The sequence below is a fragment of the Chitinophaga deserti genome (assembly GCF_003149455.1).
GTDB classification, from domain to species: Bacteria; Bacteroidota; Bacteroidia; order Chitinophagales; family Chitinophagaceae; genus Chitinophaga; species Chitinophaga deserti.
On record NZ_QFFK01000002.1, the window covers coordinates 553,183 to 577,391 of the forward strand.

The following is a 24,209-nucleotide window of genomic DNA, read 5'->3' on the forward strand; positions in this document are numbered from 1 at the left end:
GCTTAAAACCTTATTTTTGCGGCATATGGAAAAACAAATCATCAACGCCACCACCGCACCGGCACCTATTGGTCCGTACAACCAGGCTGTTCAGGCGGGCAATATGCTCTTCATATCCGGCCAGATAGCGCTGAACCCGGAAAGCGGGCAGATGGAGAAAGACGACATCATCGCTGAAACGCACCGTGTGATGCAGAACCTCCGGAACATCCTGTCTGAAGCAGGTATGGACTTTTCAGATGTTGTTAAAAGCACCATCTTCATTATGGACATGGGTGATTTCGGGCAGATCAACGAGGTGTATGGTAAATACTTTACCGGATACTTCCCTGCCCGTGAAACCGTTCAGGTTGCCTCATTGCCCAAAGGCGCCAATGTGGAGATATCCATGATAGCCGTAAAATAATTGTTCATGGACATTATTGTTACCGGCGAACGCCAGCGCTGGGAAGCCTTCCGCGATGCCCGCAGCACCGGAAGCCACCACGTGCTGTATGAGCCTGAGCTGCAGCCGCTGAAAGGCGGAGCCGATCTGGTGATCGACCTCTCGCTGGACGAGCGGCCTGAAAACCTGCTGGTATATGCCCTGCAGCCCAACCTCCCTGTGCTGGGCTGCCTCGTGAAAACACCGTCTGCCGCATGGGAAAACTACACCAGCCTGTATGCCTGCAACTGGCTGCCCGGCTTCATCGGTATGCCCCGGCTGGAAGTGGGCCTTTCTCAGAATGCAGACAGCGAAAAGCTGAAAGCAGTGATGGAAGAACTGGGGTGGGAATATGATACCGTAAAAGCATCGGCAGGACTGGTTACACCCCGTACCATCGCCATGATTATTAATGAAGCCTATTTCACGGCAGAGGAAGGCACTGCATCGCGGGAAGACATCGACATTTCCATGAAGCTGGGTACTAATTATCCGTTCGGTCCCTTCGAATGGTGCAGCCGTATCGGCATCCGGAATGTGTGCGAAGTGCTCCGCGCCGTGCATACGGAAACAGGAAATGAACGATACCGTATATGCGCGGCACTCGAAAAAGAATACAACGCATTTATTCAACAACTGGACTAATTCCGACATTGGCACAGATCTTACATATCGACACTGCAACATCCAACGGCTCCGTATGCCTTTCCCGTAATGGCTTGCCGCTTGAAACTATTCATAATACTGATCAGCGCGACCATGCTGCCACGATCACGCAGCTGATCCGCGAGCTTATGGACCGCCATGGTGTAACCCCCGAGTCACTCGACGCCATCGCCGTCAGTGCCGGACCGGGTTCTTACACAGGGCTCCGTGTAGGTACTGCCACTGCCAAAGGACTGTGCTATACCTGGAAAAAGCCGCTGATTGCCATATCGACCCTGCAAATGATGGCCGCCGGCATGCGGGATTTAATGCCGGATCAGGATGTATTGTTTGCCCCTATGATTGATGCAAGGCGGATGGAAGTATTCACCGCTGTATATGATACCCGCCTCGAAGCCCTGCTGCCCCCCCAGGCTATGATACTTGAACAGGGTTCTCTGGATAACTTTATTGCGCAGAAAACTGTCATTTTCTTCGGGGATGGAGCCCCCAAATGGCATGAATTGTTAGGAGAACGCACCAATACACAATTTCCTTCATACCAGATATCCGCTTCCCATATGGTGCAATTAGCTGCGGAAGCCTTTGCTGCAAAGGACTTTCAGGATGTCGCCTACTTCGCTCCCCACTACCTTAAAGCCTTCTACCACCCGGGTAAAAAGTAACATCCGTTGATTTTTTAGCAGATTTTTAGCATTTCCCGGCATCATATTACGCATAGAAACACGTTTATATCTGAAAGGGTGTTCACGGACGGTTAAATATGCCCGGATATGTCATGGAAAGGTCAAATTGTGGAAAAAAGAGGGATATTCCGGTCTATATATTAAAAAAGAAGGTATAGAAATTTTTTTTATTGTGACAGATATTATAATTTTGTATAATCAATATCCGAGATTATTGTCTAATAATCGCGTTTTTACTGTCCGTTGATCCCTGTCATTTCATTATTATTTAAAACTATTTTGCGATGGAAAAACAATTATTAACTACCTCTTCTAATACTCTTATTATTTCTAGAGGTAACAATGAAAAAGATCAGATCAAATTGGATTACATTGCCGTTAAGAAGGCTGCGATGGTGTTGAGAGCAATCAACCATAAGCTTCGCCAGCAAATGATCAAGCTGCTGGAGGACCATAAGCGCATGACTGTAACGGAGATTTATGTGAAACTGCGCCTGGAACAGTCTGTAGCCTCCCAGCATCTCGCTATCCTGCGCCGCGCCGGGATCGTGATTACCGAAAGAGACGGCAAGTTTATCCATTATACCATCAACAAGCAGCGAATTGCCGAAGTGGCGAAATTCGTCGAAGAACTGGTGGGATAATACCAGCATCTTTCTTTTTCATAACCAAGTCCCGCTTTGGGCCACCTACGATACTGAAAAGACCGTCTTCCCCGGAAGGCGGTCTTTTGTTTTTCCCCCTCTTTGACATGGGACTGACACCCGTCCGCGCTCAATTTGCGACTTCTTCGTATTTTTGCCGAAATCAAAAACCATTATGTACATTAAGCAGTTGTATACCGGATGCTTATCGGAAGCCGCCTATTATATCGAGTCGGAAGGAGAAGCCGCCATTATTGATCCCCTGCGCGACATTGAGCCCTACCTCACCCTGGCACATGAAAGAAACGCCACCATTAAGTATATTTTCGAAACACATTTCCATGCCGACTTCGTTTCCGGCCACCTCGACCTTGCTGCGGCTACCCATGCCCCCATCGTATACGGTCCTGAAACGAAAACCGGTTTCCCGGTGCTTATCGCTAAAGACGGTGAGGAGTTCCGCATTGGTAAACTGACCGTGCGTGCCCTTCATACACCGGGCCACACCCTGGAAAGCACCTGTTACCTGCTGATCGACGAAGCAGGGCAGGACCATGCTATCTTCACGGGCGATACCCTGTTTGTTGGCGACGTTGGCCGTCCGGATCTCTTTAGCGGCAACCTCAGCAAAGAAGAGCTGGCGGGTATGCTGTTCGATTCCCTGAACACAAAAATCAAGACCCTGGCCGATCATGTGATCGTTTACCCGGCGCATGGCCCCGGTTCCTCCTGTGGTAAGAACCTCGGTCCCAATACATCTTCCACTATCGGTGAACAGAAACGCGACAACTATGCGCTGCTGGCAGAAGATAAAGCCAATTTCGTAAGCCAGGTTACCGATGGCCTCAGCACGCCTCCGCAATACTTCCCCATCAACGCACAAATCAATAAGGAAGGTTACGATACCATGAACAAAGTAATGGAACGCAGCCTGCAGCCTTTATCTATAGCCGCATTCAGGGAAAAGGCCGACCAGGGCGCCGTGATCCTGGATACGCGCAACGCCAATACCTTCACTGAAGGGTTTGTACCCGGTTCTATCAGCATCGGTCTCGAAGGCCGCTTTGCAGAATGGGCGGGCAGCCTCCTTCCGTTTGATAAGCCCATGATCCTCGTTACCGCGGCCGGGCAGGAAGAAGAAACCATCGTGCGCCTCGCACGCGTGGGTTTCGACAAAGTGGAAGGTTACCTGGAAGGGGGATATGAAGCCTGGCAGAGCGCCGGTGAAAACATCGATATGATCATTTCCGTAGATCCTGACGAGCTGGCTATGGATATCCCGCACGACGAGCACCTGCTGATCGTGGACGTCCGTAAACCTGCTGAATTCGCAGACGGGCATGTGGCAAACGCCATGAACCTAACGCTTAGCGAACTCACCGATCCCGGTTCCATGGCGGATCTCGACGAACATTTCAACCTTTATGTACATTGCCAGGGCGGCTACCGCAGCGTAATCGCATGCTCGATCATGAAGCGCGAAGGGGTGCATAACCTCCGCAATGTAAACGGCGGCTTCGCTAAGATGAAAGACCAGGAAGGTCTTACCATCGAAAAGGAGAAGAACGTTCTCAACTAAGAAATGCAACGAATATGTGATACGAAGCCGGGGCCATGGGTCCCGGCTTCTTCATGTCTGGCAGGTGATTTGCAGATTTAGGGCATATTATCCATATGCCCGACACCGTCCAGATACCCCGGGAAATCATCTCCCTTTTCGATCATACCCTCTGCCGTCCGGCGCGCCAGCAGCTGGAGGATTTCTTTCATGGAGATCAGCTTCCCCTTCCTCTTATTTTGCAACGGCAGGCTGTTCTGAAAACCTTTATCCGCCACTGGAAACACCTCCGGCATTTTGCGTATTCCCGCTATGATTTCGAAGAGGTGCATACTTTCACCACCCAGGCCGACTATTTCGCATATGAATTCCCCGGCGTGTGGGCGAGGCTGTTCCCTGCCACCAACCGGAAGCTTGTACGCAGTAAATGTATACAGTTACTGTTCTTCTTCGAGCGGCTGGATTCGTTTTACTTCCCTATGCCGGAAGGGGTTGAATTCCCGGAAGATTTCCAGGAGAAGGTGGAGCGGATACAAAAGGTACTGGCACGGTTGAAGATAAAAAGGGGGGTAGAGGCTGTTCATAAAGACAGGTTCGGGGATCACCTGGCTTCGGTATTGTTAAATACCCTCCAGGACATGAAGCAGCGGAAGCATCTCGATCCTTTCTGGGAGGCGTTTCACGAATTTGAAATGTATTGGTCGCTGGCGAAAGGGATCATTGAACAGGGGCTTACGTTCCCGGAATTCCATGAAGGGCCGGTGCAGCTGGAAGGGTTCTATCATCCGCTGGTGAAGAATGCCGTCCGGAATGATTTTACGGGCGGGGCCAATATCGTTTTACTGACGGGGCCCAACATGGGCGGTAAATCGACCGCCATGAAGAGCATAGGGCTGTGCATTATGCTGGGCCACCGTGGGTTGGGCATACCGGCAAACAAAGGTGCGTTGCCCATTTTCGATTCCTTCCTTACAGCACTCAATGTTACCGACAACATCTCTACCGGACTGAGCCATTATATGCAGGAGGTCATCTATCTTAAAACCGTAGCCGAAGCCGCCGTGGCGGGCCGGCGATGCTTTGCCATGTTCGATGAATTGTTCAGCGGTACCAACACGGAAGAGGCGGTGGCCCTCCTCGTACAAACGGTACGCGGTTTGCAGCAGTTTTCATCCGGACTGTTCATCATATCCACCCACCTTATTGAGATTCGTCCCGCCCTGGATGGTGTGCCTTATGAAGCGATGCAGATGGAGGCGGAGATTTTGAATGGCCAGCCGAATCAAACATACCGGTTGATGCCGGGATGGTCTGAGCTGAAATTAGGACGCCTGTTATTTACCAATGCCGGTTTGAATGAGTTGCTGGGCAATAACCCATCAATTTAATTTCCCCAATCTAAACATCTCTGCACCCGCGTTGTTGTACTAAATACCCTCTTTATCCCCGCCGAAAGCCAGGCATTTCAATTATAAGGGGCCTGCCCCGGGAAATGCCACTTTAAGGTTGCCTAACACATTGATTATTATTTTTTTAACTGGAAAATAAATGTCCATTAGGACAGGAGTTTTTTACATTCCTTTAAATTTTAATCGTATGAAAAAACGCAAATCCTTGTTACTCGCCTGCCTCGTAGGTATGGGCGTTTTCCTTTACGCTTGCAAACCAAGCGATGCCAAACTTCAGAAAGAAGTTAATGACAAGCTGGCCGCTACCACTCCCGGTGTGATCGCCGAAGTGAAAGGCGGTGTAGCCACCCTCAGCGGGGAAGTATTGGACGATGCAACCAAATCAGCAGCGGAAGCATCGGCCAAAGAAGTGAAAGGCATTAAATCTGTGACCAACAATGTAATGATCACGCCTCCTGCACCCCCTCCTCCGCCCGTAGTAATAAGCCCTGATGATTTGCTGAAAACCAGTGTGGACTCAGCACTGAACGCACACAGCATTACGGGTGTAACGGCTACTATTGCCAATGGAGAAGTTACGCTGACCGGTACTATTGCAAAAGCCGATCTCAAGAAAGTAATGCAGGCTGCAGCGGAAGCGAAGCCTAAAAAGATCAACAATAAGCTGACCCTGCAATAAGCGGCTGACCATCCATTTATCACGCAAAAAAACTACAACATGGCATTACAGGAAAAATATGCATCCCTGATCCAGGCTGCCAACAGTGGCGGTGTTTCCGGATTGCAGGTAGCTGAGCAGAACGGGGTACTGTATGTTACAGGCACCGCACCATCCGGAGCAGTGAAAGATCAGCTCTGGGGAATTTATGAAAAGCTGGATCCCGAAATGCGCGCCGGCGATCTGGTACTGAATATTTCTCTCGCCGAAGGTGCGGAGCAGGAATATGAAGTTCAGTCGGGCGATAACCTCAGCAAAATCGCCAAGAAGTATCCCGGCCTTACCTGGCAGAAGATATTTGAAGCCAATAAGGATAAGATTAAGGACCCCGATATTATTCAGCCGGGATGGAAGCTGAAGATCCCCACTGCATAGTTAACTTATCAGTATTTATAACGAGGGCGGCCCTGTCAGGGCCGCCCTTTTATTTTATTCATTATGCCCGTTTCCAAATTCGGGCTTCCATTCGTGCTTCCAGCGGCGGTGGCTCCACACCCATACTTCGGGCTGTTCGTAAATGTTCTTTTCAAGGAACTTCACGAAGCTTTCCGTTATTTCTCCTTCTTCTGTTTGCGCCGGGTGTTCGAAGGCCAGGGTTAGTTTGGCTTCGTAGTAACCACGTTTCTTCTTCCTGATGTCGGCAAATACCACAGGGATATCATTGCGCCGGGCGCTCATTTCAGGGCCTTTGTAAAAGGCGGTCATCTTATTCAGGAAAGGGTACCAGTAGCATCGGCGCGGGTTGCCGGGGTTCTGGTCTGCCACCAGTGCCAGCAGGTATTGCTTACCCATCCAGGGGGCCATGCCATTGCGCATATCGTTGGCGGGTATAAGTATAGTACCGAACTTTTCGCGGAAATGCCGGAACATCCTGTTCATGGCTTTGTTGGTAAGCGGCATAAACACCACGAGGAAAGGGAACTTAACGCCCTGAATGCAGAACAGGTTGGCCCATTCCCAGTTGAAGTTATGCCCCAGGTGCAGCTGGCAGCTTCTGCCTTCGGCGTATAGTTTGTTGAAAACGGAAAGGTCACAGATGAAGCGTTTGGCCAATGAGGATTTGCTCATCGTCAGCAGCTTGATGGTTTCCACCATCATATCCGTAAGGTTGCGGTAGTATTTGCGGGCCATCCGCCTGATCTCTGCTTCAGGCTTACCGGGGAAAGCCTGTCGGAGGTTTTCCAGCACCACGCTGCGGCGGTAGCGTATAATGTGGTAAACGAATACATAAAGCCCATCGCTGATGAGGTACAACAGCCACAGGGGCAATAAGGAAATGCTGTAACAAAACGCAATTAGAATATAATACATATCCGCTCTCTCTTTTCTCTACAGGATAATATTCTGAACCAGTTCGCTTTTAGACGGGTAATCGGTATTGTAATGGAGGCCGCGGCTTTCTTTACGGAAGGCGGCGCCTTTCACGATAAGGTAGCCTGCGGTAATGAGGTTACGCAATTCACACAGCTGCGGCGATACGGCGGTTTCGCGGTATAGCGCTTCCGTTTCGAGGTGCAGCATATCCAGCCGGCGCATGGCCCTTTCGAGACGCACGTTGGTACGTACAATACCTACGTAATCGCTCATGATCTGCTTCAGCTCTTTGAGGCTTTGCGTGATGAGGATCATCTCTTTGGGAGCATTGGTGCCGAGGGTGTTCCAGTCCGGAACATCGGCCCGGATGGTGGTATGCTCTATCGTTTTTATGGCATCGAGGTAGCAGCGGTGTGCGAATACCATGGCTTCCAGCAGGGAGTTGGAGGCGAGGCGGTTGGCGCCGTGCAGGCCTGTACTGGCAAGTTCGCCGCAGGCATAGAGGTTGCGGATAGATGTGCGGCCGTACTCATCGGTCTTAACACCGCCGCAGCTATAATGGGCTGCCGGGGCTACGGGGATCATGTCTTTCGAAACGTCTATCCCGATAGAGCGGCATTTTTCATAAATGTTGGGGAAGTGATGAATGAACTTCTCCAGATCCATATGCCGGCAGTCGAGGTACACATGTTCGGTACCGGTGATCTTCATTTCGGAGTCTATGGCGCGGGCTACGATATCGCGGGGAGCCAGTGAAAGGCGCTGGTCGTATTTATGCATGAAATCTTCCCCGCTGGCATTCCGGAGGATGCCGCCATCGCCACGTACGGCTTCGGTGATGAGGAACGACTGGCCGCTCACGCCCACCTGGTACAATGCCGTGGGGTGAAACTGGATGAATTCCATGTTTTCGATACGCCCTTTGGCGCGGTACACCATGGCCACACCGTCGCCCGTGGCAATGGTGGGGTTAGTGGTGGTACGGTATACCTGTCCGTTGCCTCCTGTAGCCAGGAGCGTAACGCGGGACAGGATCTTTTCGATCTTATTGGTTTTGAGATTGAGGACATAGATGCCGTAGCATTCGATGTCGAGGGTGGATTTTGTGACGAGGTAGCCGAGGTGGTGCTGGGTGATGAGATCGAGCACGAAGCAGTGGGTGATCACCTCTATGTTTTTGCTGCGGCGCACGGCTTCGAGGAGTGCCCTTTCTATTTCGCGGCCGGTAACGTCTTTATGATGGATAACGCGGAACTCTGAATGACCGCCTTCTTTGCCGAGGGAGAGGTCGCCGTCGGGCGATTTATCGAACTGTGCGCCCCAGGCGATGAGTTCGTTTACGCGGTCGGGGCCTTCTTTCACGACGATCTCTACGATCTTCTCATTGCAGAGTCCGTCGCCGGCGATGAGGGTATCTTCAATGTGTTTCTCGAAGCTGTCGTTCTCCAGATCGTTTACCACGGCTACGCCGCCCTGGGCGTATTTGGTATTGGTTTCATCCTCGCGTGTCTTGGTAATGATGGTTACCTTTTTGTCCGGGAACTCACCGGCCACTTTCAGCGCATACGTAAGCCCGGCGATACCGGAGCCTACTACCAGAAAATCCGTTTGATGCATAGACATCAAAATTAGGCAATAATCAGATTAGTTGGTTTCGGTAAATGTTGGCTTTCTTGCCATTATCAGTGTTCTCCTGCGCAGCGTATAGCCGGAGCAGTCAGGCCTGACGTGGCGGGTTGAGTTCCAGGGTTGTATTTAAAGGAGGCGTCCCATAAGCATTGATGGGAGGCAGGCAGCACCGGAGATGCTAATGTAGGCTGATAATCAATCTTTCAAGCTTATTCAAGTTAGAATGAAGTTAGAATGAAGATAAGATGAAGTTAAGTAGAAGCAGTAATCCTGCATTAAAAATACGAAAACAGTACGGGAACAGTAGGGAAACAGTACGGGAACTATACGGAAACCATGCTATAAGCATGCGGGAACCATGCCGGAACTGTGGAGATAAGGTGGACTTGAGGTGGACTTGATGTGGACTTGATCTGGAGTTAAGGTATATTAAAAACCAGACATATTACAGAGTAATCAGATGCCTGTGCTAAAGGGGTTCTATTATTTCGTATTGATAGCCAGTAGTTTACAGGGAAATTGTATTGTTTGGGCATCCGGTAGTTTGGCTGAATCGAAGGTACGAAAGAAGCTTCAGACTGAAAAGCCCGGCAAAATAAAATGTTTTCCTGCTAAAATGGTCATATCCTGTTCCGCAGATAATACAAACTCCCCGACACCAGGAGCCATTGCGCCACGCCGTAAGTAGCCATTACCACCACGCCGCTATAAGGGAAATCGGCATAAAAAAGCTGGAATGCAAGTACAGAATCGGATACTACAAACAGGAACGCCCCAAAGATGCAGCGCCTCCCATACCAGGGCGCACCGAAACTGAAGGCCCTGACAGACAGTATAAACATCCCCGTAATGACGGCCGTGTAAGCGATAACGGGGATCTTCATGGCGCCTGCAGCAGGCAGCAATATCCAGAGCATAATGCCGGCATAGCCCAGCGCCGCTATCATGGCCATTATCTCAACAACCCCGATCGGAGGGCGGGGTTTTGATGTGGCGAAAAAACCGATATACATCAGGTGTGCTATGAGGAAGCTGACGAGGCCGGGGAGGAAGAATTGCGGGAAGAGCAAAAACACATCGCCCGACCAGGAAAAGATAACGGCTGCGAAAATGAAATTGCGGGAACGGTAATGGAGCTTCCCGCCGAGCACCCATCCGAACACGCCGAGTAATATCATCAGCAGCGGCTTGGTAATGAACCGGGCATGCGGAACGTCAAATACGATCATTCCGATATCCGCAAGCAAAATGAGGAAATATACTGTTATCCAATAGGCAGGCTTCATGTTGTGGAATTGTACCCTCAACTTACACCCTTTTTAATTGGTGAGCAATACGTAAAAAGTTGTACCCTTTTCAGGAATGCTGCTCAGTTTGAGCTGCCCGCCATGCATCTGAATGATCTGCTGGCTGAGGCTCAGGCCAATGCCGGAACCTTTCTTTTTAGTGGTGAAGAATGGAATGAAGATTTTCTCCTGCGCATCGGGGTCTATACCCGGACCGTTATCTGTGATTTCAATAATAACCTGCTGGCCGTTGAACGACCCTTTTACCGTAATGGCCGGCTGGTCTGTCTGATCCAGCGCATCCATGGCGTTTTTAATGAGGTTGATAAGCACCATCTGCAGCTGTGTTTCATCTGCATGTATTTCGATGTTTTCCGGCGAAACGTTTGAACGGTACCGGATGCCCGCGGTTTTAATTTCAGGCAGCAGCAGGTTGCTCACGGAAGTAATGAGTTGCTTCAGGTTGATGGTCGTGAATTGCGGCTTGGGGAGTGTGGTATAATCCCTGTAAGCATTCACGAAGTTCATAATCCCCTTACTGCGGCTTTCGATGGTATCGAGGGCTTCGCGGAGATCTTCCACTGCAATGTTCTGATCGTCTGTAGCCGCCAGGTCGTACTGCACAATATCCTGCATGGTGCCGATGAGGCTCACGATAGGCGTAACGGAATTCATGATTTCGTGGCGCAGGATCTTTGTGAGGTTCTGCCAGGCTTCCAGCTCTTTCTGTTGCAGCTCGGCATGAATGTTCTGGAGCGATATAAGCTTTACCAGCCGCCCCTGCAGGCGTACGCTGGCGGCGTGGATACTCAGCTGCTGGCCGTTTTGTGTGGCATACAATGTTTTTTGTCCGGCGGGGAGCTGCAGCAGCAGCCCGGCAAGATCGGGATGCAGATTCTTCAGTTCGTCTATGTACCGCAGGCGGTAAATGCCCAGCAGGCGGAAGGCGGCGGGGTTGATCAGTTCTATCTTCCCGTCTGCATCAAAAGAAAAAATACCAATGCTGATATGCTGAATGATGGTATCGATATATTTTAGATTGGCTTCCCTTTCCGCGCGGGTTTGGCGGAATGCTTCCAGTACTTCGTTGAACTGATGGTTCAATGCACTGAAGCTCTTACCCAGCTTATTGTCTGCACTAAAGCGGATAGAGAAATCTTCGTAGCGGATGGCTTCGAGGAACAGTGTGAGTTTACGGTTAACCCGGTTGAGGTAATGGTATAAAGACACGACCTGTGCGATGAGGAAAGGCACCACGAGCCAGATAAGGAGCGGGAAGCCAAGAGACCATACCACAAAGCCCGCCGCCACAGTGGCGATGAGCAGGATCAGGCGCAGCAGGATATTGACGCTGAAGCGGTTCATTTTACAGGTTGTATTTTTCCATGCGGCGGTAAAGCGCAGCACGGCTAAGGCCCAGCTCTCGTGCGGCATCGGTGATATTTCCGTTGCACTGTTTCAGCGCCTGTGCGATCATATTCCTTTCCATATCTTCCAGGTTAAAACCGGTATCCAGCTTTTCGGAAGAAGTAGTCGATTTCACGAATACATCTTTAGGCATGAGTGTTTTACCCTGGCAAAGGATCACTGCGCGCTCAATGGCATGCTGCAATTCGCGGATATTACCCGGCCATTCGTAATTCTCCAGCTGGGTAATAAGGGTATCGTGCAAAAAGGCTACGGGACGGTTATACTTCTTACGATACATGCCAAGGAAGTATTCCGCCAGGGGTACAATATCTTCCCGCCTTTCGCGCAGGGGCGGCAAATGCACTTCAATGGTATTGATACGGTAGAGCAGATCCTGCCGGAACTGTCCGGAGGCGGCCAACTGCTGGATGTTCTTATTGGTAGCGGAAATCAGTCTTACATCGATAGGCAGCTGCTTGTTGGAGCCTACCCGGGTAACCTGACGGTTTTGCAGTACCGTCAATAGTTTTGCCTGGAATGGGATAGAGATATTGCCTATTTCATCGAGGAAAATAGTGCCTCCTGCGGCTTCTTCGAAGCGGCCGGCACGGTCGTCGCGCGCGTCGGTAAATGCGCCTTTCACATGGCCGAATAGTTCGCTTTCGAAGAGGGACTCGCTGAGTGCGCCAAGGTCTACCGGCACTATGGGCTTCTCCTTCCGCATACTCAGGGCATGGATATGCCGGGCCAGCAGGTCCTTCCCGGTTCCGTTTTCTCCTAGGATGAGGATGTTAGCGTCTGTTCCGGCAACGCGGCCCACGGTTTCAAGGACCTCCTGCATGGCCGGACTATCCCCGATCAGTACATTATCTGTATGAAGGGTGGCGCCTCCTGCTTTCTTTTCCTGCTTAGCCTGGCTGGCGGCCACGGCAGTTTGCATGGTAGCCAGCAGCTTATCGTTTTCCCATGGTTTGAGTACGAAATCTACCGCACCGGCTTTAATGGCGCGTACGGCCATTTCCACATCGCCATAAGCGGTGAAGAGCACCACTGTGGCTTTGGGATTGATATCAAGTATACGGTCGAGCCATTCGAAACCTTCTTTCCCGCTGGAGAGGTCGCGGGTGAAGTTCATATCCAGCAGGATAACGTCGTATTCGAAATTGGTAACCAGGTAGGGGATTTTCTGCGGGTTCTTTTCAAAGTCCACCTGTGCGAAATGCCTTTTAAGAAGGAGGCGTGCTGCACGAAGAACGTCCGTATCATCGTCTACTATAAGAATTTTACCTTGCTGGATGCTCATGATGTAGGATTAATGCTTTTAAAAGGACAGACAGCAAATCGTATTCCGGTCGTGCCGGGGTTCCCTTGCAGGGATATGTATTTTTTCGCCGGAACTGCCTGCTGTGGCAATATTAAACAATGATTTCCGATCGCCCCGGGATAATTTTATGGTCTTTCCCGGGAGGGTACAGCTGTCCGGAAACGGACACCGCCTGTCCGCTATGGAACAGGCCATGCAGGGGTACTGCCAGCTACATCCGCCATGGAAGCGGGTTTTGCGGATTGGCATGGCTTGGCACATGGATTGACTTTATACTGCCAGCAATTATAGTCATGGATAGACAACTCAAAAAGAAATATTGGACCAAGCAGCGCCTCTTCATTTACGGAGGCGGTGGTGCGGTAGTGCTTCTGCTCCTCTGGAGCTTTATTTTCGCGGACAAGCGCAGCAAGCTCAACGTGGAGAAAGATAAGATCACCGTTTCCCAGGTCACCAAAGGCACCTTCGACGAGTACATCTCCGTTACCGGAGTGGTGCATCCCCTCAAAACCATCCGGCTCGATGCCATCGAGGGGGGATATGTAGCCCGTAAATTCATGGAAGGCGGCAGTATGGTTAAAGCGGGTGATTCTATTCTCCGGCTTGAAAACCAGCGCCTCATGATGGAATTCGTGAACCGCGAAACCGAAATGTACCGCCTCATCAACGAGCTGCAGAATACCCGGCTCCGTCTTAAACAAGACCGTTTCTCCCTGGAGAAAACCCTCAGCGACCTGGACTACCAGGTAGATCAGGCGAAGGATATCTTCGAGCGGAACCATAAACTGTTTAAAGACAAAGTAGTAGCCGAGCAGGAGTACCTTAAAACAAAGCGTGAATATGAGCGCCTGAGCCGCCAGCGCCAGATCGAGGTACAGTCGCAGGAATACCAGCTGGAGAACGCCAAAACCCAGATAGCACAGCTGGAAGGCACAATAGCACGCACACAGCGTAACCTCACCCTGATGAAGGATAACCTGGCCAACCTGGTGGTACGCGCCCCGGTAGACGGGCAGCTGTCGTCCATCAACGTGGAAGTGGGTACCAGCATTCAGGCGGGGCAGAACATCGGGCAGATCGATGACCTGAATGGCTTTAAGATGCGTGCAGAGGTAGATGAGCATTACATCAACCGTATTTTCTCCGGCCTGAAAGCCAATTTTGAATTCAACGGGAAAGCCAATGAAATGGTGATCTCCAAAGTATATCCTGAAGTGAAGAACGGCCGTTTCGAAGTAGACATGCAATTCCAGCAGGCTGCTCCGGAAGGCATCCGCCGCGGGCAATCCTCTCCTATCCGCCTTGAGCTCGGGAAATCATCCGAAGCATTACTTTTGCCTGCGGGCGGCTTCTTCTCAGATACCGGCGGCAACTGGGTGTATGTTGTGGAAAATGGAGGTAAAAGAGCCGCCAAACGTAAGATAACCCTTGGCCGTAAAAACCCGGTGTATTTCGAAGTGCTTGATGGCCTCCGGCCCGGCGACCAGGTAATCACTTCCACTTACGAAAACTTTGGGAACAAGGAAGTCTTGGAATTTTGATCCACCCAAAACCATTACATCAACTTCAATCCGAAACAAATGATCAGAACAGTCAACCTGCAGAAATTATTCACCACAGAAGAAGTGGAAACCACCGCGCTGAATGGCATTAACATGGAAATTCAGGATGGGGAATTCGTTGCCATCATGGGCCCTTCGGGCTGCGGTAAATCCACATTGCTCAATATCCTCGGTTTGCTCGATAACCCTTCCCACGGCGAATATCATTTCTGGGGGCAGGAAGTAGCGCGGATGAGTGAGCGCCAGCGCGCCCAGCTCCGCAAAGGAGCGATAGGATTTGTATTCCAGAGCTTCAACCTCATCGATGAACTGACTGTTTTCGAAAATGTGGAACTGCCGCTGCTGTACCTGAAAGTACCTGCCAGTGAAAGAAAGGCAAGGGTGGAAGTAGTGCTGGAGCGTATGAATATCATGCACCGCCGCAACCACTTCCCGCAACAGCTCTCCGGCGGCCAGCAGCAACGTGTGGCTATTGCCCGTGCAGTAGTGGCAAAGCCTAAACTTATTCTGGCGGATGAGCCCACGGGTAACCTCGATTCCACCAATGGTGAAGAAGTGATGAAACTGCTTCAGGAACTGAACGATGCAGGTACAACCCTCATCATGGTGACTCACTCGCCTTATGACGCCGGGTTTGCACACCGCATCGTTAACCTGTTTGATGGTAAGGTAGTAACTGAAAACATCAAGGAACAGTTTCACGTATAAACTGTAAGATCAAACTTTAAAACTGATTGACTATGGTACCGCATTGCCCTGAACAAATCATCCAGCTCCCGCAGCCGGGCGCTCTGATAGGAAGCTTTTCCTGCGAAAGCACCGCTACGGAAGGATTGCAGGGTATGCTACTTTTTCCTTCCATGTTGTTTCCCCTGCTCCTGATATTGTTTGCCGGAATGTGCCTGTTAAATCAATACCGCCGCAGACAAGTATTTCCTAACCGGACTGCCGGTAACGATTAATATCCTCACCCCCTTATTCAACATGTACATGTTCAGAAATCATATCAAGATCGCATGGCGGAACCTCTGGAACAACAAAGTGTTCGGAGCCATCAATATTGCAGGCCTCACCATCGGGATGACCGCCTGCATGTTCATCCTCCTTTGGGTGGCCAATGAGTTCAGTACAAACCGGTACCACGAGAAGCTGCCGCAGATCTACCAGGTATATGAACATCAGTACTACTCTCACAACGAGATGCTGACCACCACGGCTACACCGGGGCCACTGGTAGACAAGCTCAGGACCGAAGTGCCGGGTATCCGTGAAGCCGCATCCGTGAGCTGGAATGCGGATAAACTCGTTTCTTCGGGTGATAAGAACCTCAAGTTTCAGGGGCATTATACCGACAATTCGTTCTTCAACATATTTACTTTCCCTTTCCTCGAAGGCACGGCGGCAACAGCGCTCGTTCAACCAGGGAATATTGTACTAACCGATAAATCTGCCGAAGCGCTTTTCGGGAGCGATAAAGCATTGGGTAAAACGGTTCGCCTGGAAAACAAGCAGGACTACACCGTGTCTGGCGTAGTGAAGGCTCCTCCTGCAGGGAGCTCGCTCATGTTCAACTTCCTGCTGCCCATGCAGGAACTGAAAGCCGAAAATAAATGGCTGGAATCATGGACCGCCAACGCACCGCGTACTTATGTGCTGCTGGATGCACAGGCCGATCTGGCAAAAGTGAACGCAAGCGCCAAAAATATTATCAAGCGTAATGCAGAAGGCTCCTCCACGGAGGTGTTCCTTTATCCCTATTCGGATGTGTACCTCAAAGGACAGTTTAAAGACGGCATACTGCAACCGGGAAGAATGGAATATGTGAGGCTGTTCATCATTGTGGCGGTGTTCGTATTGCTGATCGCCTGTATCAACTTTATGAATCTTTCCACAGCAAGGGCTGTACAGCGCAGTAAAGAAGTAGGGGTGCGTAAAAGCATCGGGGCAGGAAGACTTTCACTGATCTCGCAGTTCCTCGGAGAATCATTTGCACTGGTGTTTATTTCCTCCATCCTGTCTGTAGGACTGGTTTGGCTGCTGATGCCCGTGTTTGAAAAGATGGTGAATACCACGATGATAGTACCCGTGTTTACCTGGTATAATCTGCTGGGGCTATTATGCCTGGGAGCTTTCACCGGCTTTGCTGCCGGCAGCTATCCTGCATTTTACCTTTCTTCCCTCAACCCGGTATCTACGCTGAAAGGCGGAATGCTGCGGTTGAAATCATCGGCTATCTGGCTGCGGAAAGGGCTGGTAATATTCCAGTTCAGTATATCAACAGTACTTATTGTAGCAGCCACGCTGGTATACCTGCAGGTACAGTTTATCAAGAACAGGAACCTGGGGCTGAACAAGGATCAGGTGGTATTTTTCAATAAGGAAGGCGGAGTGTCTTCCAACATAGAAGCTTTCCGGCATGCGCTGGAAGGGAAGCCCGGAATCGTTTCTTCCATGGTGGCCAACCAGCTGCCCATTGATGTGGGTAACAGCGGGCAGGGCGTATCGTGGCCGGGTAAATCAGAAAGTGAAACGGTGCTGTTTGATAAGCTCGAAGCTACTGACGGGCTGGATAAAACCATGCAGCTCGATATAGTGGAGGGGCGCACTTTTTCGGCAGCTCACCCTACAGATAAAGATGGTGTGATCATAAATGAGACGGCGGCCAGGATTATGAAACTAAAGAAACCTTTTGCCGGACAGAATTTAACGATAGAAGGAAAACAGATGCCCATTATAGGTGTGGTGAAGGATTTCGCGAGCAGGCATTTATCCAGTAAATCGGCCCCCATGCTCATCCTTTATATCGATGAGCCGGGCGGTAAAATACTCGTGCGCATACAGCCGGGTAAAACGGATGAAGCACTGGCAAGTCTCGAAGCTGTATATAAACAATTCAATCCGGAGTATCCTTTCGAAGTTAAGTTCATGGATGTATTCTTCGAAAGAATGTACCGGAGCGAAGCGGTGATCGGAAGATTATCGACCGTGTTTACCGTGCTGGCCATCTTCATTGCCTGTCTGGGTCTCTTCGGGCTGGCGGCATTCACTGCACAGCAGCGCACGAAGGAAATCGGTATCCGCAAGGTGCTGGGAGCTACCGTAACCCAGATACTGGTATTGCTGAGCAAGGATTTCCTGCGGCTGGTACTGGTGGCTGTAGCCATCGCATTGCCGCTGGCAGGGTATTTCATGCAGGGGTGGCTCGAGAAATTTGCAGTGCATATCGAGATCAGCTGGTGGATCTTCGCCGGCACCGCGGTATTATCACTGGTGATGGCTATGATGACGGTTAGTTACCAGTCTATCCGCACAGCAAGGATGAGCCCGGTTAAATCGCTCAGGGCAGAATAACTTTCAACTTCAAACCACGCTATTTATGTGGAAGACATATATCAAAATCGCATTCCGGAATATCTGGAAAGCCAAACAGATAACGTTTGTAAATGTTGTAGGGCTTTCTGTTGCTATCGCAGCGGCCATGCTGTTGTGCATGACGGTGTATAAGGAGTTTTCCTACGACAATTTCCATGAAAAGGGGAACAGGCTATATAGTGTGAGTAAAGTACTGCATGAGCCTGAAAAGATCTCTTACATGCCCAATATGCCGCACCCCATGGGGCCAACGCTGAAGGCGGAAATGCCCGGTATTGTGAATAGCGTTCGTATGGGGAACAACTCGGTTGCATTGCGTGTTAACGGCGAGCTTAAATCTATTTCGACAATATACACGGAGCCTTCCTTCTTCAATATGTTCAGCTTCCCGGTTGTGAAAGGGGAGGCAAAACTCGGGCTTACCGACATCGTATTATCTGAGAAGAGCGCTGTTACGCTTTTCGGAGATTCAGACCCCATTGGCAGGCAGGTGGAGCTGAAAACAGGAGATACATGGAAAGCGCTGACCGTTACGGGTATTCTGAAGAATGCGCCGGAAAATTCCAGCGTTGGTTATGCAACCCTGATACGGCTGGAAAACCACCCCGATTATACTACCAATAACAATAACTGGTTTAATGTAAGCCTCGAAACTTTCGTGGAACTGCAGCCTGGTACAGATCCTGAAACAATCAGGCGTGCCAGTAAGGCCTTCCTTGAAAAGTATTTCGGGGAAGATATAGCCCGGCAGAAGAACGGCGGGGCAAAGCCCGGAGATTACGGAGCTTACCAGCTGCTGGGACTCATCCCCATGAGAGAAGTGCATTTTTCCCCGCACAGCAACCTGGGGGGTGAAAAGAAAATGCTGGTACTGATGCTGCTCTTCATTGCAGCCTTCCTCCTGTTTATTGCCAGCATCAACTTCGTGAATCTTACCCTTGCCCGCTCTTTTACCCGTGCCCGTGAAGTAGGCATGCGTAAAGTGATGGGGGCCGGCAAATGGCAGTTAAGCCTGCAGCTGTGGGGCGAAGCCCTGTTGCTGTTCCTGATTTCGCTGTTAATAGGATCGCTGATAGCCTATCTTTTACTGCCGGGATATAATGCCCTGTTCAAATCAGGCGTAAGCTTCTCGCTGCTCCTGGAGCCTAAATTCATCGCCGGTATCGTGATCACCCTGCTGGTGGTAACGGGCCTGGCTGGCGGATACCCCGCCGCAATTATGGCAAGGGCACAAACGCTTATGGTACTGAAAGGGAAGATGACCACCGGCAAAACGAATTACTTCCGCAACTCCCTGATCGTAACCCAGTTCGTATTCTCCTGCCTGCTCATTATTGCCACGCTGATAGCCTGGCGGCAGATGGATTACCTGAAGAATAAACCTTTGGGCTATAACACCAGCGAAGTGATCAGCGTGCCGGTAGGGCCGAAGGAAAACGGGAAAGCCGTACTGGAGCGCCTCCGGGCCGATCTGAAAGGCCAGCCGGGAATTATTTCCATGACAGGCGCCAATGCCAACTTTGGTATGGGGCTGGACGGGAGCGCGTCAACCTCCATCATCACCTGGGATTCCGAAGGCAGGGAATTGAAGGCGCACTGGCTGGGAATAGATCATGACTATGCAAAAACCATGAGCCTTCAGCTGGTAGACGGGCGTGATTTCTCAACCGCCATGGCCTCAGACTCCAACGGGTTCGTGATCAATGAACAGATGGCACGACAGTTTGGTCCCGGCAAAGGCCAGGTAGGTTTCCGCTTCCATCTGGATGACGAGGACCCTACGGAATACCATGTAGTGGGCATCGTAAAGGATTATCACTTTAAATCCCTCCGTCAGGAAATAGAACCGCAGCTGATGCATGTACTGAACGGGAGCGATAACGTACGCTATATATTCGTTCGGGTAGCGCCCGGCGGGCTTGCTGCTTCTATGGACAGGGTAGCTGCTGCCTGGAACCGTGCCGCGCCGCAAACGCCCTTCATAGGCTCGTTTGTGAATGAGAATACCGACCGGCAGTACCGTACGGAAGCCACGCTTACCAAGATCTTCATCAGCGGCGGCGTGCTTACGATCATAATATCCTGTATGGGCCTCTTTGCCATGGCCGTGCTCATTATTGGGCAGCGCACCCGTGAAATAGGCATCCGTAAGGTGCTGGGGGCAAGTGCCGCGGGTGTGGTAGCGCTGATCTCGCGCGACTTCCTGCTGCTGGTAGGGCTGGCCATCCTCATTGCATCGCCGGTTGCATATTTCCTCATGAACCAGTGGCTGAAGGAGTTTGCCTACAGAACTGATATTCACTGGAGCGTGTTTGTACTGGCGGGCGGATTGGCTATGCTCATTGCCGCACTAACGGTGAGCTTCCAGAGTGTAAGGGCTGCATTGATGAACCCGGTGAAATCCCTGCGGACAGAATAGTATTTACCGAAAAAAAATTACATTCAGATCATGATACAATTGCGCAATATCACAAAGCATTATCCTGTAGGTTTTGGCAAGCACGAAATTTTGAAAGAAGTGAACCTGGAAATAGGGCAGGGGGAGTTTGTGTCGATCATGGGGCCTTCCGGCTCCGGTAAATCGACCCTCCTGCACATATTGGGGATGCTGGAAGATGCGTCTGAAGGGGAGTATCTTTTCCAGAATGAGCCGGTGCATAAGATGAACGACAAGAAAAGAACGCAACTGCACCGGGGTGCCATCGGGTTCGTGTTTCAGGCCTATCACCTGATCGATGAGCTGACGGTGTATGAGAATATTGAAACCCCGCTTTTGTATAAGAACGTGCCCTCGGGAGAGCGGAAGAGCCGTGTTGCGGATATACTTGACCGTTTTAACATGGTGGCCAAGAAAGACCTTTTCCCTACCCAGCTTTCCGGCGGCCAGCAGCAGCTGGTGGGTATTGCACGGGCCATAGTGGCCGAGCCCTCTGTAATTTTCGCGGACGAGCCAACGGGCAATCTCCATTCAGACCAGGCCCGCCAGATCATGGAACTGTTCTCGGAACTCAATAAAAAGGACGGCATCACCATCGTCCAGGTAACCCATTCAGACCTGAACGCCGGCTACGGCAACCGGGTTATTCAGATTAAGGACGGGAAGCTTCAGTAACCCGCCCGATATTTTTCCGGAAGCTAAAAACTCATCATATGATGTTTTGCCTTAAATTCGTGTGGCCCGTTGCCGCACTCAGGAAACATGTGCCTCTTAATCAGGAAACCGGCATGGTATCACAACAATTCAAATATTCTCGTCCGGCTATGAAAACGACGTTCGTTACAACCGCCCTGATTGTGGCATTCTTAATAGCAGTGCAACCTGCCAGAGCGCAGGAAGAAGCCTGGACATACCAGCGTTGTTACGAATACGCCCTTGCCCACAACCTCACGCTGCAGCAAAGCGTGCTGAACAAACGTTTGGCAGAGCTGACGCTGAAAACCGACCGCATGTCTATGCTGCCCACCCTGCAGGGTTCTGCCAGCGGTGGCTATATCTTCGGCCGGTCTATCAACATTACTACCAACCAGTTCGATAACAAGGCAACTTTCAATGCCAGTCTCGGTTTATCTGCCGGGGCCGACCTGTTTAACTGGTTTTCCAAAAGGAATACTGTAGCATCCTCCAAATACGAAGTATACGCTCAAAACTACCTGCTGGAGAAAGCACGGAATGATATGGGCGTAAACGTAGCCAATGCCTTTTTACAGATCATTCTGGCACAGGAGCAGGTAAAGATCAGCCGTTCTCAGGTAGATCTGAGCAAGGCGCAGCTGGAGAATACAAAGAAGCTGGTGCTGGCGGGCTCTGTTCCTGAAAGCAACCAGGCCGATCTGGAAGCACAGCTGGCGCGCGACAGCTCTACGCTCGTTACCGCAGAGAATGCCGCTATATTACGGACGCTCCAGATGAAAGCGCTGCTGAACCTGGGATTTGAAGTACCCTTTACGCCTGGCATCCCTGAAAATGTAGCCGCCCTCCCGGTGATCAACCTCACGGAGAATACGCCGGAAATGATTTTCAGCTCTGCATTGAACATTCAGCCGCAATACCGGTCAGATGAAATGCGGGTTAAATCCGCAGATAAATCACTGGCCGCCGCTAAAGGAGCCATGTATCCCCGGCTTCGTGCCAATGCCGGAGCGGATACCAGGCTGGCAGGCGGTATGAGGTACGAGCAGTTTGGTCCGGATAACTGGGTGACGTACGTTTCCAGCATCGGCTTCCCCAAATCCAACCCGCTCGATACCGTATTCACCTTCGACCGCGTTAATAACCGCGCCACCCGGAAGTATACCGTGGGCCGCCAGCTGTCCGATAACTTTGGTCAGAACATTGGTGTTTCACTTAGCTTCCCTATCTTCAACGGCTGGCAGCTGCGCGGCAACGTGGAGCGCGCCAAAATTGAACTGGAAAACAGGAAACTATCGCTCGACATTAACCGCCTTCAGCTCCGGCAGGATGTTTATACCGCACATGCCGATGCCGTTGGCGCATACCAGAAATACCAGGCCGCCATCACTACGGAAAATGCCTCACAGAAAGCGTTCGACTTCGCAACCAAACGTTTTAACGTAGGCCTCATGAACACCGTAGAGTACGTAACCACTCAAACAAACTTATTTAAAGCGCAGATCGAACGTGTATCTGCCCTCTACGATTATATATTCAAGGTTAAACTATTGGAATTCTATCGCGATCAGAAAATTACGCTGTAGTGTTCCAAGACACAGTAATACAAAGCGTATATGAAGAAAAGGAAAAAACTATTTATATGGATAGGGGCGCTGGCAGCCCTTATCGTCGTATTTGCCCTGGTGCGCGGCTCCGGAAAGGATGAGGGGCTGAAAGTAGCTGTAGACAAGGCTTCGCATAAAGATGTCATCGAAATCGTATCGGCTTCCGGCAAAATTTATCCGGAAGTGGAAGTGAAAGTAAGCTCCGACGTTTCCGGAGAAATCACCCAACTGCTGGTAAAAGAAGGGGATTCCGTTAATAAAGGCCAGACGCTGGCGCACATATACGCGGATATTTATGCCTCCAACCGCGACCGTCAGATAGCCTCACTGTCTCAAACGCAGGCCGAACTGGCTAATTCCACCGCGGCCCTCGCCGCTTTCAAAGCCCGGCTCGATCAGGCAAAAGCTACCTTCGACAGAAATAACCAGCTCTACAAAGAGAAAGTAATCAGCCGTCAGGAGTTTGAAACTGCTGATGCTACGTATAAAGCTGCCCTGTCTGACTACAACGCGGCCAGCCAGCGTATCAATGCCAACAAATTCGCCGTAGCCAGTGCACAGGCTAACGTGGCGGAAGCTAATAAGAACCTTAGCCGTACTACCATTACAGCGCCTACAGGCGGCACCGTGAGCCTCCTTTCCGTAGAGGAAGGGGAACGCGTGGTAGGTACAGGGCAGATGTCGGGTACGGAAATGCTCCGCATCGCCGATATGTCTACCATGGAAGTACAGGTAGATGTGGGGGAGAACGATATCCCGAAAGTAAAAGTGAACGATTCCGCGCTCATTGAAGTGGATGCCTATACCAACCGGAAGTTCAAAGGCCTGGTAACACAGATCGCCAGCTCATCCAAAGGTGCGGCATCTGCATCCAGCACTTCTACATCTTCGGCAGAACAGGTTACCAACTATGTGGTAAGGATCCGCATCCTGCGCGACTCTTATAAGGATCTTCTGGATCCTGCGAATCCCCGCCGCTTCCCTTTCCGCCCCGGTATGAGCGCCAATGTGGATATACAGACACGTACCGAAAAGAACGTGCTCTCCATCCCTATCAACGCAGTTACTACCCGCGATTTGTCTGACACCGCCAAAAAGGAAAAGGCTCCGGCGAAAGGCCCGAAGGAAAAAAATTCCGGGGATAATGCCAATGGCCCTAACAAGGAAGGCAACCAGCAGCGGCAGAACTTCAAGGAAGTTGTTTTCGTGCTGCTGCCCGATAACACGGTGCAGGTGCGCCCGGTAACCACCGGCATCCAGGACGATGATAATATTCAGATCACCTCCGGCCTGAAGGTAGGGGAAAGCGTAGTGAGCGGACCGTATACCGCCGTGTCGCGCACGCTGGAAAACGGGAAGAAAGTAAAGGTGGTACCACGTTCCGAATTGTTCGAGACAACCAAGTAATTATCACCTGAGATATACTACAGGGGCGGCTTTCACGAGCCGCCCCTTTTATTTTGGGATACA

Annotated in this window: 20 protein-coding genes; 15 read left to right on the top strand and 5 right to left on the bottom strand. The window is 50.8% G+C overall.

The annotated features are described in order from the left end of the window. Nucleotides 1-25 precede the first annotated feature (25 nt). The 8 genes from DEV76_RS06340 (at nucleotide 26) to DEV76_RS06375 (ending at nucleotide 6,480) form a co-directional block, all read left to right on the top strand. On the top strand, nucleotides 26-406 hold the full coding sequence (locus DEV76_RS06340; protein ID WP_109696238.1) for a RidA family protein: 381 nt from the start codon (nucleotides 26-28) through the stop codon (nucleotides 404-406). Nucleotides 407-412: 6 nt separating this feature from the next. Beyond that, entirely contained in the window at nucleotides 413-1,069 is a 657-nt protein-coding gene (locus DEV76_RS06345; protein ID WP_109696240.1) for a 3-hydroxyacyl-CoA dehydrogenase family protein, read from the top strand. An 8-nt stretch (nucleotides 1,070-1,077) separates the two neighbouring features. Next, nucleotides 1,078-1,755, top strand: a complete 678-nt coding sequence (tsaB, locus tag DEV76_RS06350) for a tRNA (adenosine(37)-N6)-threonylcarbamoyltransferase complex dimerization subunit type 1 TsaB (protein ID WP_109696242.1) — start codon at nucleotides 1,078-1,080, stop codon at nucleotides 1,753-1,755. 305 nt (nucleotides 1,756-2,060) lie between these two features. After that, on the top strand, nucleotides 2,061-2,420 hold the full coding sequence (locus tag DEV76_RS06355) for an ArsR/SmtB family transcription factor (RefSeq protein WP_074241384.1): 360 nt from the start codon (nucleotides 2,061-2,063) through the stop codon (nucleotides 2,418-2,420). Nucleotides 2,421-2,595: 175 nt separating this feature from the next. Then, a complete protein-coding gene (locus DEV76_RS06360; protein ID WP_109696245.1) occupies nucleotides 2,596-3,999 on the top strand; it encodes an MBL fold metallo-hydrolase in 1,404 nt (467 codons plus the stop codon). Nucleotides 4,000-4,094: 95 nt separating this feature from the next. Beyond that, nucleotides 4,095-5,366 (top strand): MutS-related protein, encoded by a 1,272-nt coding sequence (locus DEV76_RS06365; protein WP_109696247.1) that lies wholly within the window; start codon nucleotides 4,095-4,097, stop codon nucleotides 5,364-5,366. A gap of 208 nt (nucleotides 5,367-5,574) precedes the next feature. Then, the gene (locus DEV76_RS06370) at nucleotides 5,575-6,066 is read left to right on the top strand and encodes a BON domain-containing protein (protein WP_232826889.1); all 492 of its coding nucleotides are present in this window, start codon (nucleotides 5,575-5,577) and stop codon (nucleotides 6,064-6,066) included. 39 nt (nucleotides 6,067-6,105) lie between these two features. Beyond that, nucleotides 6,106-6,480: a LysM peptidoglycan-binding domain-containing protein gene (locus DEV76_RS06375; RefSeq protein WP_109696249.1), complete on the top strand. Its 375-nt coding sequence runs from the start codon at nucleotides 6,106-6,108 to the stop codon at nucleotides 6,478-6,480. A gap of 54 nt (nucleotides 6,481-6,534) precedes the next feature. On the opposite strand, the gene DEV76_RS06380 is transcribed toward DEV76_RS06375, so the two are convergent. From DEV76_RS06380 to DEV76_RS06400, 5 genes are all read right to left on the bottom strand, one after another. After that, the gene (locus DEV76_RS06380) at nucleotides 6,535-7,416 is read right to left on the bottom strand and encodes a lysophospholipid acyltransferase family protein (RefSeq protein WP_109696251.1); all 882 of its coding nucleotides are present in this window, start codon (nucleotides 7,414-7,416) and stop codon (nucleotides 6,535-6,537) included. 18 nt (nucleotides 7,417-7,434) lie between these two features. Continuing rightward, nucleotides 7,435-9,036 carry an L-aspartate oxidase gene (gene nadB / locus DEV76_RS06385; protein ID WP_109696706.1) on the bottom strand — a complete coding sequence of 534 codons (1,602 nt, stop codon included), beginning with the start codon at nucleotides 9,034-9,036 and terminating at the stop codon, nucleotides 7,435-7,437. A 632-nt stretch (nucleotides 9,037-9,668) separates the two neighbouring features. Continuing rightward, nucleotides 9,669-10,334 carry a lysoplasmalogenase gene (locus DEV76_RS06390; protein ID WP_109696253.1) on the bottom strand — a complete coding sequence of 222 codons (666 nt, stop codon included), beginning with the start codon at nucleotides 10,332-10,334 and terminating at the stop codon, nucleotides 9,669-9,671. 33 nt (nucleotides 10,335-10,367) lie between these two features. Further along, nucleotides 10,368-11,699 (bottom strand): sensor histidine kinase, encoded by a 1,332-nt coding sequence (locus tag DEV76_RS06395; RefSeq protein ID WP_109696255.1) that lies wholly within the window; start codon nucleotides 11,697-11,699, stop codon nucleotides 10,368-10,370. Nucleotide 11,700: 1 nt separating this feature from the next. Beyond that, nucleotides 11,701-13,047, bottom strand: a complete 1,347-nt coding sequence (locus tag DEV76_RS06400) for a sigma-54-dependent transcriptional regulator (RefSeq protein WP_109696258.1) — start codon at nucleotides 13,045-13,047, stop codon at nucleotides 11,701-11,703. A gap of 314 nt (nucleotides 13,048-13,361) precedes the next feature. Between DEV76_RS06400 and DEV76_RS06405 the strand changes: the two genes are divergently transcribed. The 7 genes from DEV76_RS06405 to DEV76_RS06440 all read left to right on the top strand — a co-directional run bounded on the left by DEV76_RS06405 (nucleotide 13,362) and on the right by DEV76_RS06440 (nucleotide 24,146). Then, the gene (locus tag DEV76_RS06405; protein WP_109696260.1) at nucleotides 13,362-14,609 is read left to right on the top strand and encodes an efflux RND transporter periplasmic adaptor subunit; all 1,248 of its coding nucleotides are present in this window, start codon (nucleotides 13,362-13,364) and stop codon (nucleotides 14,607-14,609) included. A gap of 39 nt (nucleotides 14,610-14,648) precedes the next feature. Continuing rightward, nucleotides 14,649-15,338 (top strand): ABC transporter ATP-binding protein, encoded by a 690-nt coding sequence (locus tag DEV76_RS06410; protein WP_109696262.1) that lies wholly within the window; start codon nucleotides 14,649-14,651, stop codon nucleotides 15,336-15,338. Between the two features lie 282 nt (nucleotides 15,339-15,620). Continuing rightward, complete coding sequence (locus DEV76_RS06420) at nucleotides 15,621-17,981, top strand: ABC transporter permease (RefSeq protein WP_198651959.1); 2,361 nt, start codon at nucleotides 15,621-15,623, stop codon at nucleotides 17,979-17,981. A 25-nt stretch (nucleotides 17,982-18,006) separates the two neighbouring features. Further along, complete coding sequence (locus tag DEV76_RS06425; protein WP_109696268.1) at nucleotides 18,007-20,421, top strand: ABC transporter permease; 2,415 nt, start codon at nucleotides 18,007-18,009, stop codon at nucleotides 20,419-20,421. 30 nt (nucleotides 20,422-20,451) lie between these two features. Then, nucleotides 20,452-21,114, top strand: coding sequence for an ABC transporter ATP-binding protein (locus DEV76_RS06430; RefSeq protein ID WP_109696270.1), 663 nt, complete (start codon nucleotides 20,452-20,454; stop codon nucleotides 21,112-21,114). Between the two features lie 149 nt (nucleotides 21,115-21,263). Next, complete coding sequence (locus DEV76_RS06435) at nucleotides 21,264-22,718, top strand: TolC family protein (RefSeq protein WP_198651960.1); 1,455 nt, start codon at nucleotides 21,264-21,266, stop codon at nucleotides 22,716-22,718. A gap of 30 nt (nucleotides 22,719-22,748) precedes the next feature. Further along, complete coding sequence (locus tag DEV76_RS06440) at nucleotides 22,749-24,146, top strand: efflux RND transporter periplasmic adaptor subunit (RefSeq protein ID WP_109696274.1); 1,398 nt, start codon at nucleotides 22,749-22,751, stop codon at nucleotides 24,144-24,146. Nucleotides 24,147-24,209 lie beyond the last annotated feature (63 nt).

Bases quoted from the DNA above. Each gene is read 5' to 3' on its own strand.
- DEV76_RS06340 (WP_109696238.1), top strand. From the start codon at position 26: ATGGAAAAACAAATCATCAACGCCACCACCGCACCGGCACCTATTGGT.
- DEV76_RS06345 (WP_109696240.1), top strand. From the start codon at position 413: ATGGACATTATTGTTACCGGCGAACGCCAGCGCTGGGAAGCCTTCCGC.
- DEV76_RS06355 (WP_074241384.1), top strand. From the start codon at position 2,061: ATGGAAAAACAATTATTAACTACCTCTTCTAATACTCTTATTATTTCT.
- DEV76_RS06360 (WP_109696245.1), top strand. From the start codon at position 2,596: ATGTACATTAAGCAGTTGTATACCGGATGCTTATCGGAAGCCGCCTAT.
- DEV76_RS06365 (WP_109696247.1), top strand. From the start codon at position 4,095: ATGCCCGACACCGTCCAGATACCCCGGGAAATCATCTCCCTTTTCGAT.
- DEV76_RS06370 (WP_232826889.1), top strand. From the start codon at position 5,575: ATGAAAAAACGCAAATCCTTGTTACTCGCCTGCCTCGTAGGTATGGGC.
- DEV76_RS06375 (WP_109696249.1), top strand. From the start codon at position 6,106: ATGGCATTACAGGAAAAATATGCATCCCTGATCCAGGCTGCCAACAGT.
- DEV76_RS06380 (WP_109696251.1), bottom strand. From the start codon at position 7,416: ATGTATTATATTCTAATTGCGTTTTGTTACAGCATTTCCTTATTGCCC.
- nadB (WP_109696706.1), bottom strand. From the start codon at position 9,036: ATGCATCAAACGGATTTTCTGGTAGTAGGCTCCGGTATCGCCGGGCTT.
- DEV76_RS06390 (WP_109696253.1), bottom strand. From the start codon at position 10,334: ATGAAGCCTGCCTATTGGATAACAGTATATTTCCTCATTTTGCTTGCG.
- DEV76_RS06395 (WP_109696255.1), bottom strand. From the start codon at position 11,699: ATGAACCGCTTCAGCGTCAATATCCTGCTGCGCCTGATCCTGCTCATC.
- DEV76_RS06400 (WP_109696258.1), bottom strand. From the start codon at position 13,047: ATGAGCATCCAGCAAGGTAAAATTCTTATAGTAGACGATGATACGGAC.
- DEV76_RS06405 (WP_109696260.1), top strand. From the start codon at position 13,362: ATGGATAGACAACTCAAAAAGAAATATTGGACCAAGCAGCGCCTCTTC.
- DEV76_RS06410 (WP_109696262.1), top strand. From the start codon at position 14,649: ATGATCAGAACAGTCAACCTGCAGAAATTATTCACCACAGAAGAAGTG.
- DEV76_RS06420 (WP_198651959.1), top strand. From the start codon at position 15,621: ATGTTCAGAAATCATATCAAGATCGCATGGCGGAACCTCTGGAACAAC.
- DEV76_RS06425 (WP_109696268.1), top strand. From the start codon at position 18,007: ATGTGGAAGACATATATCAAAATCGCATTCCGGAATATCTGGAAAGCC.
- DEV76_RS06430 (WP_109696270.1), top strand. From the start codon at position 20,452: ATGATACAATTGCGCAATATCACAAAGCATTATCCTGTAGGTTTTGGC.
- DEV76_RS06435 (WP_198651960.1), top strand. From the start codon at position 21,264: ATGAAAACGACGTTCGTTACAACCGCCCTGATTGTGGCATTCTTAATA.
- DEV76_RS06440 (WP_109696274.1), top strand. From the start codon at position 22,749: ATGAAGAAAAGGAAAAAACTATTTATATGGATAGGGGCGCTGGCAGCC.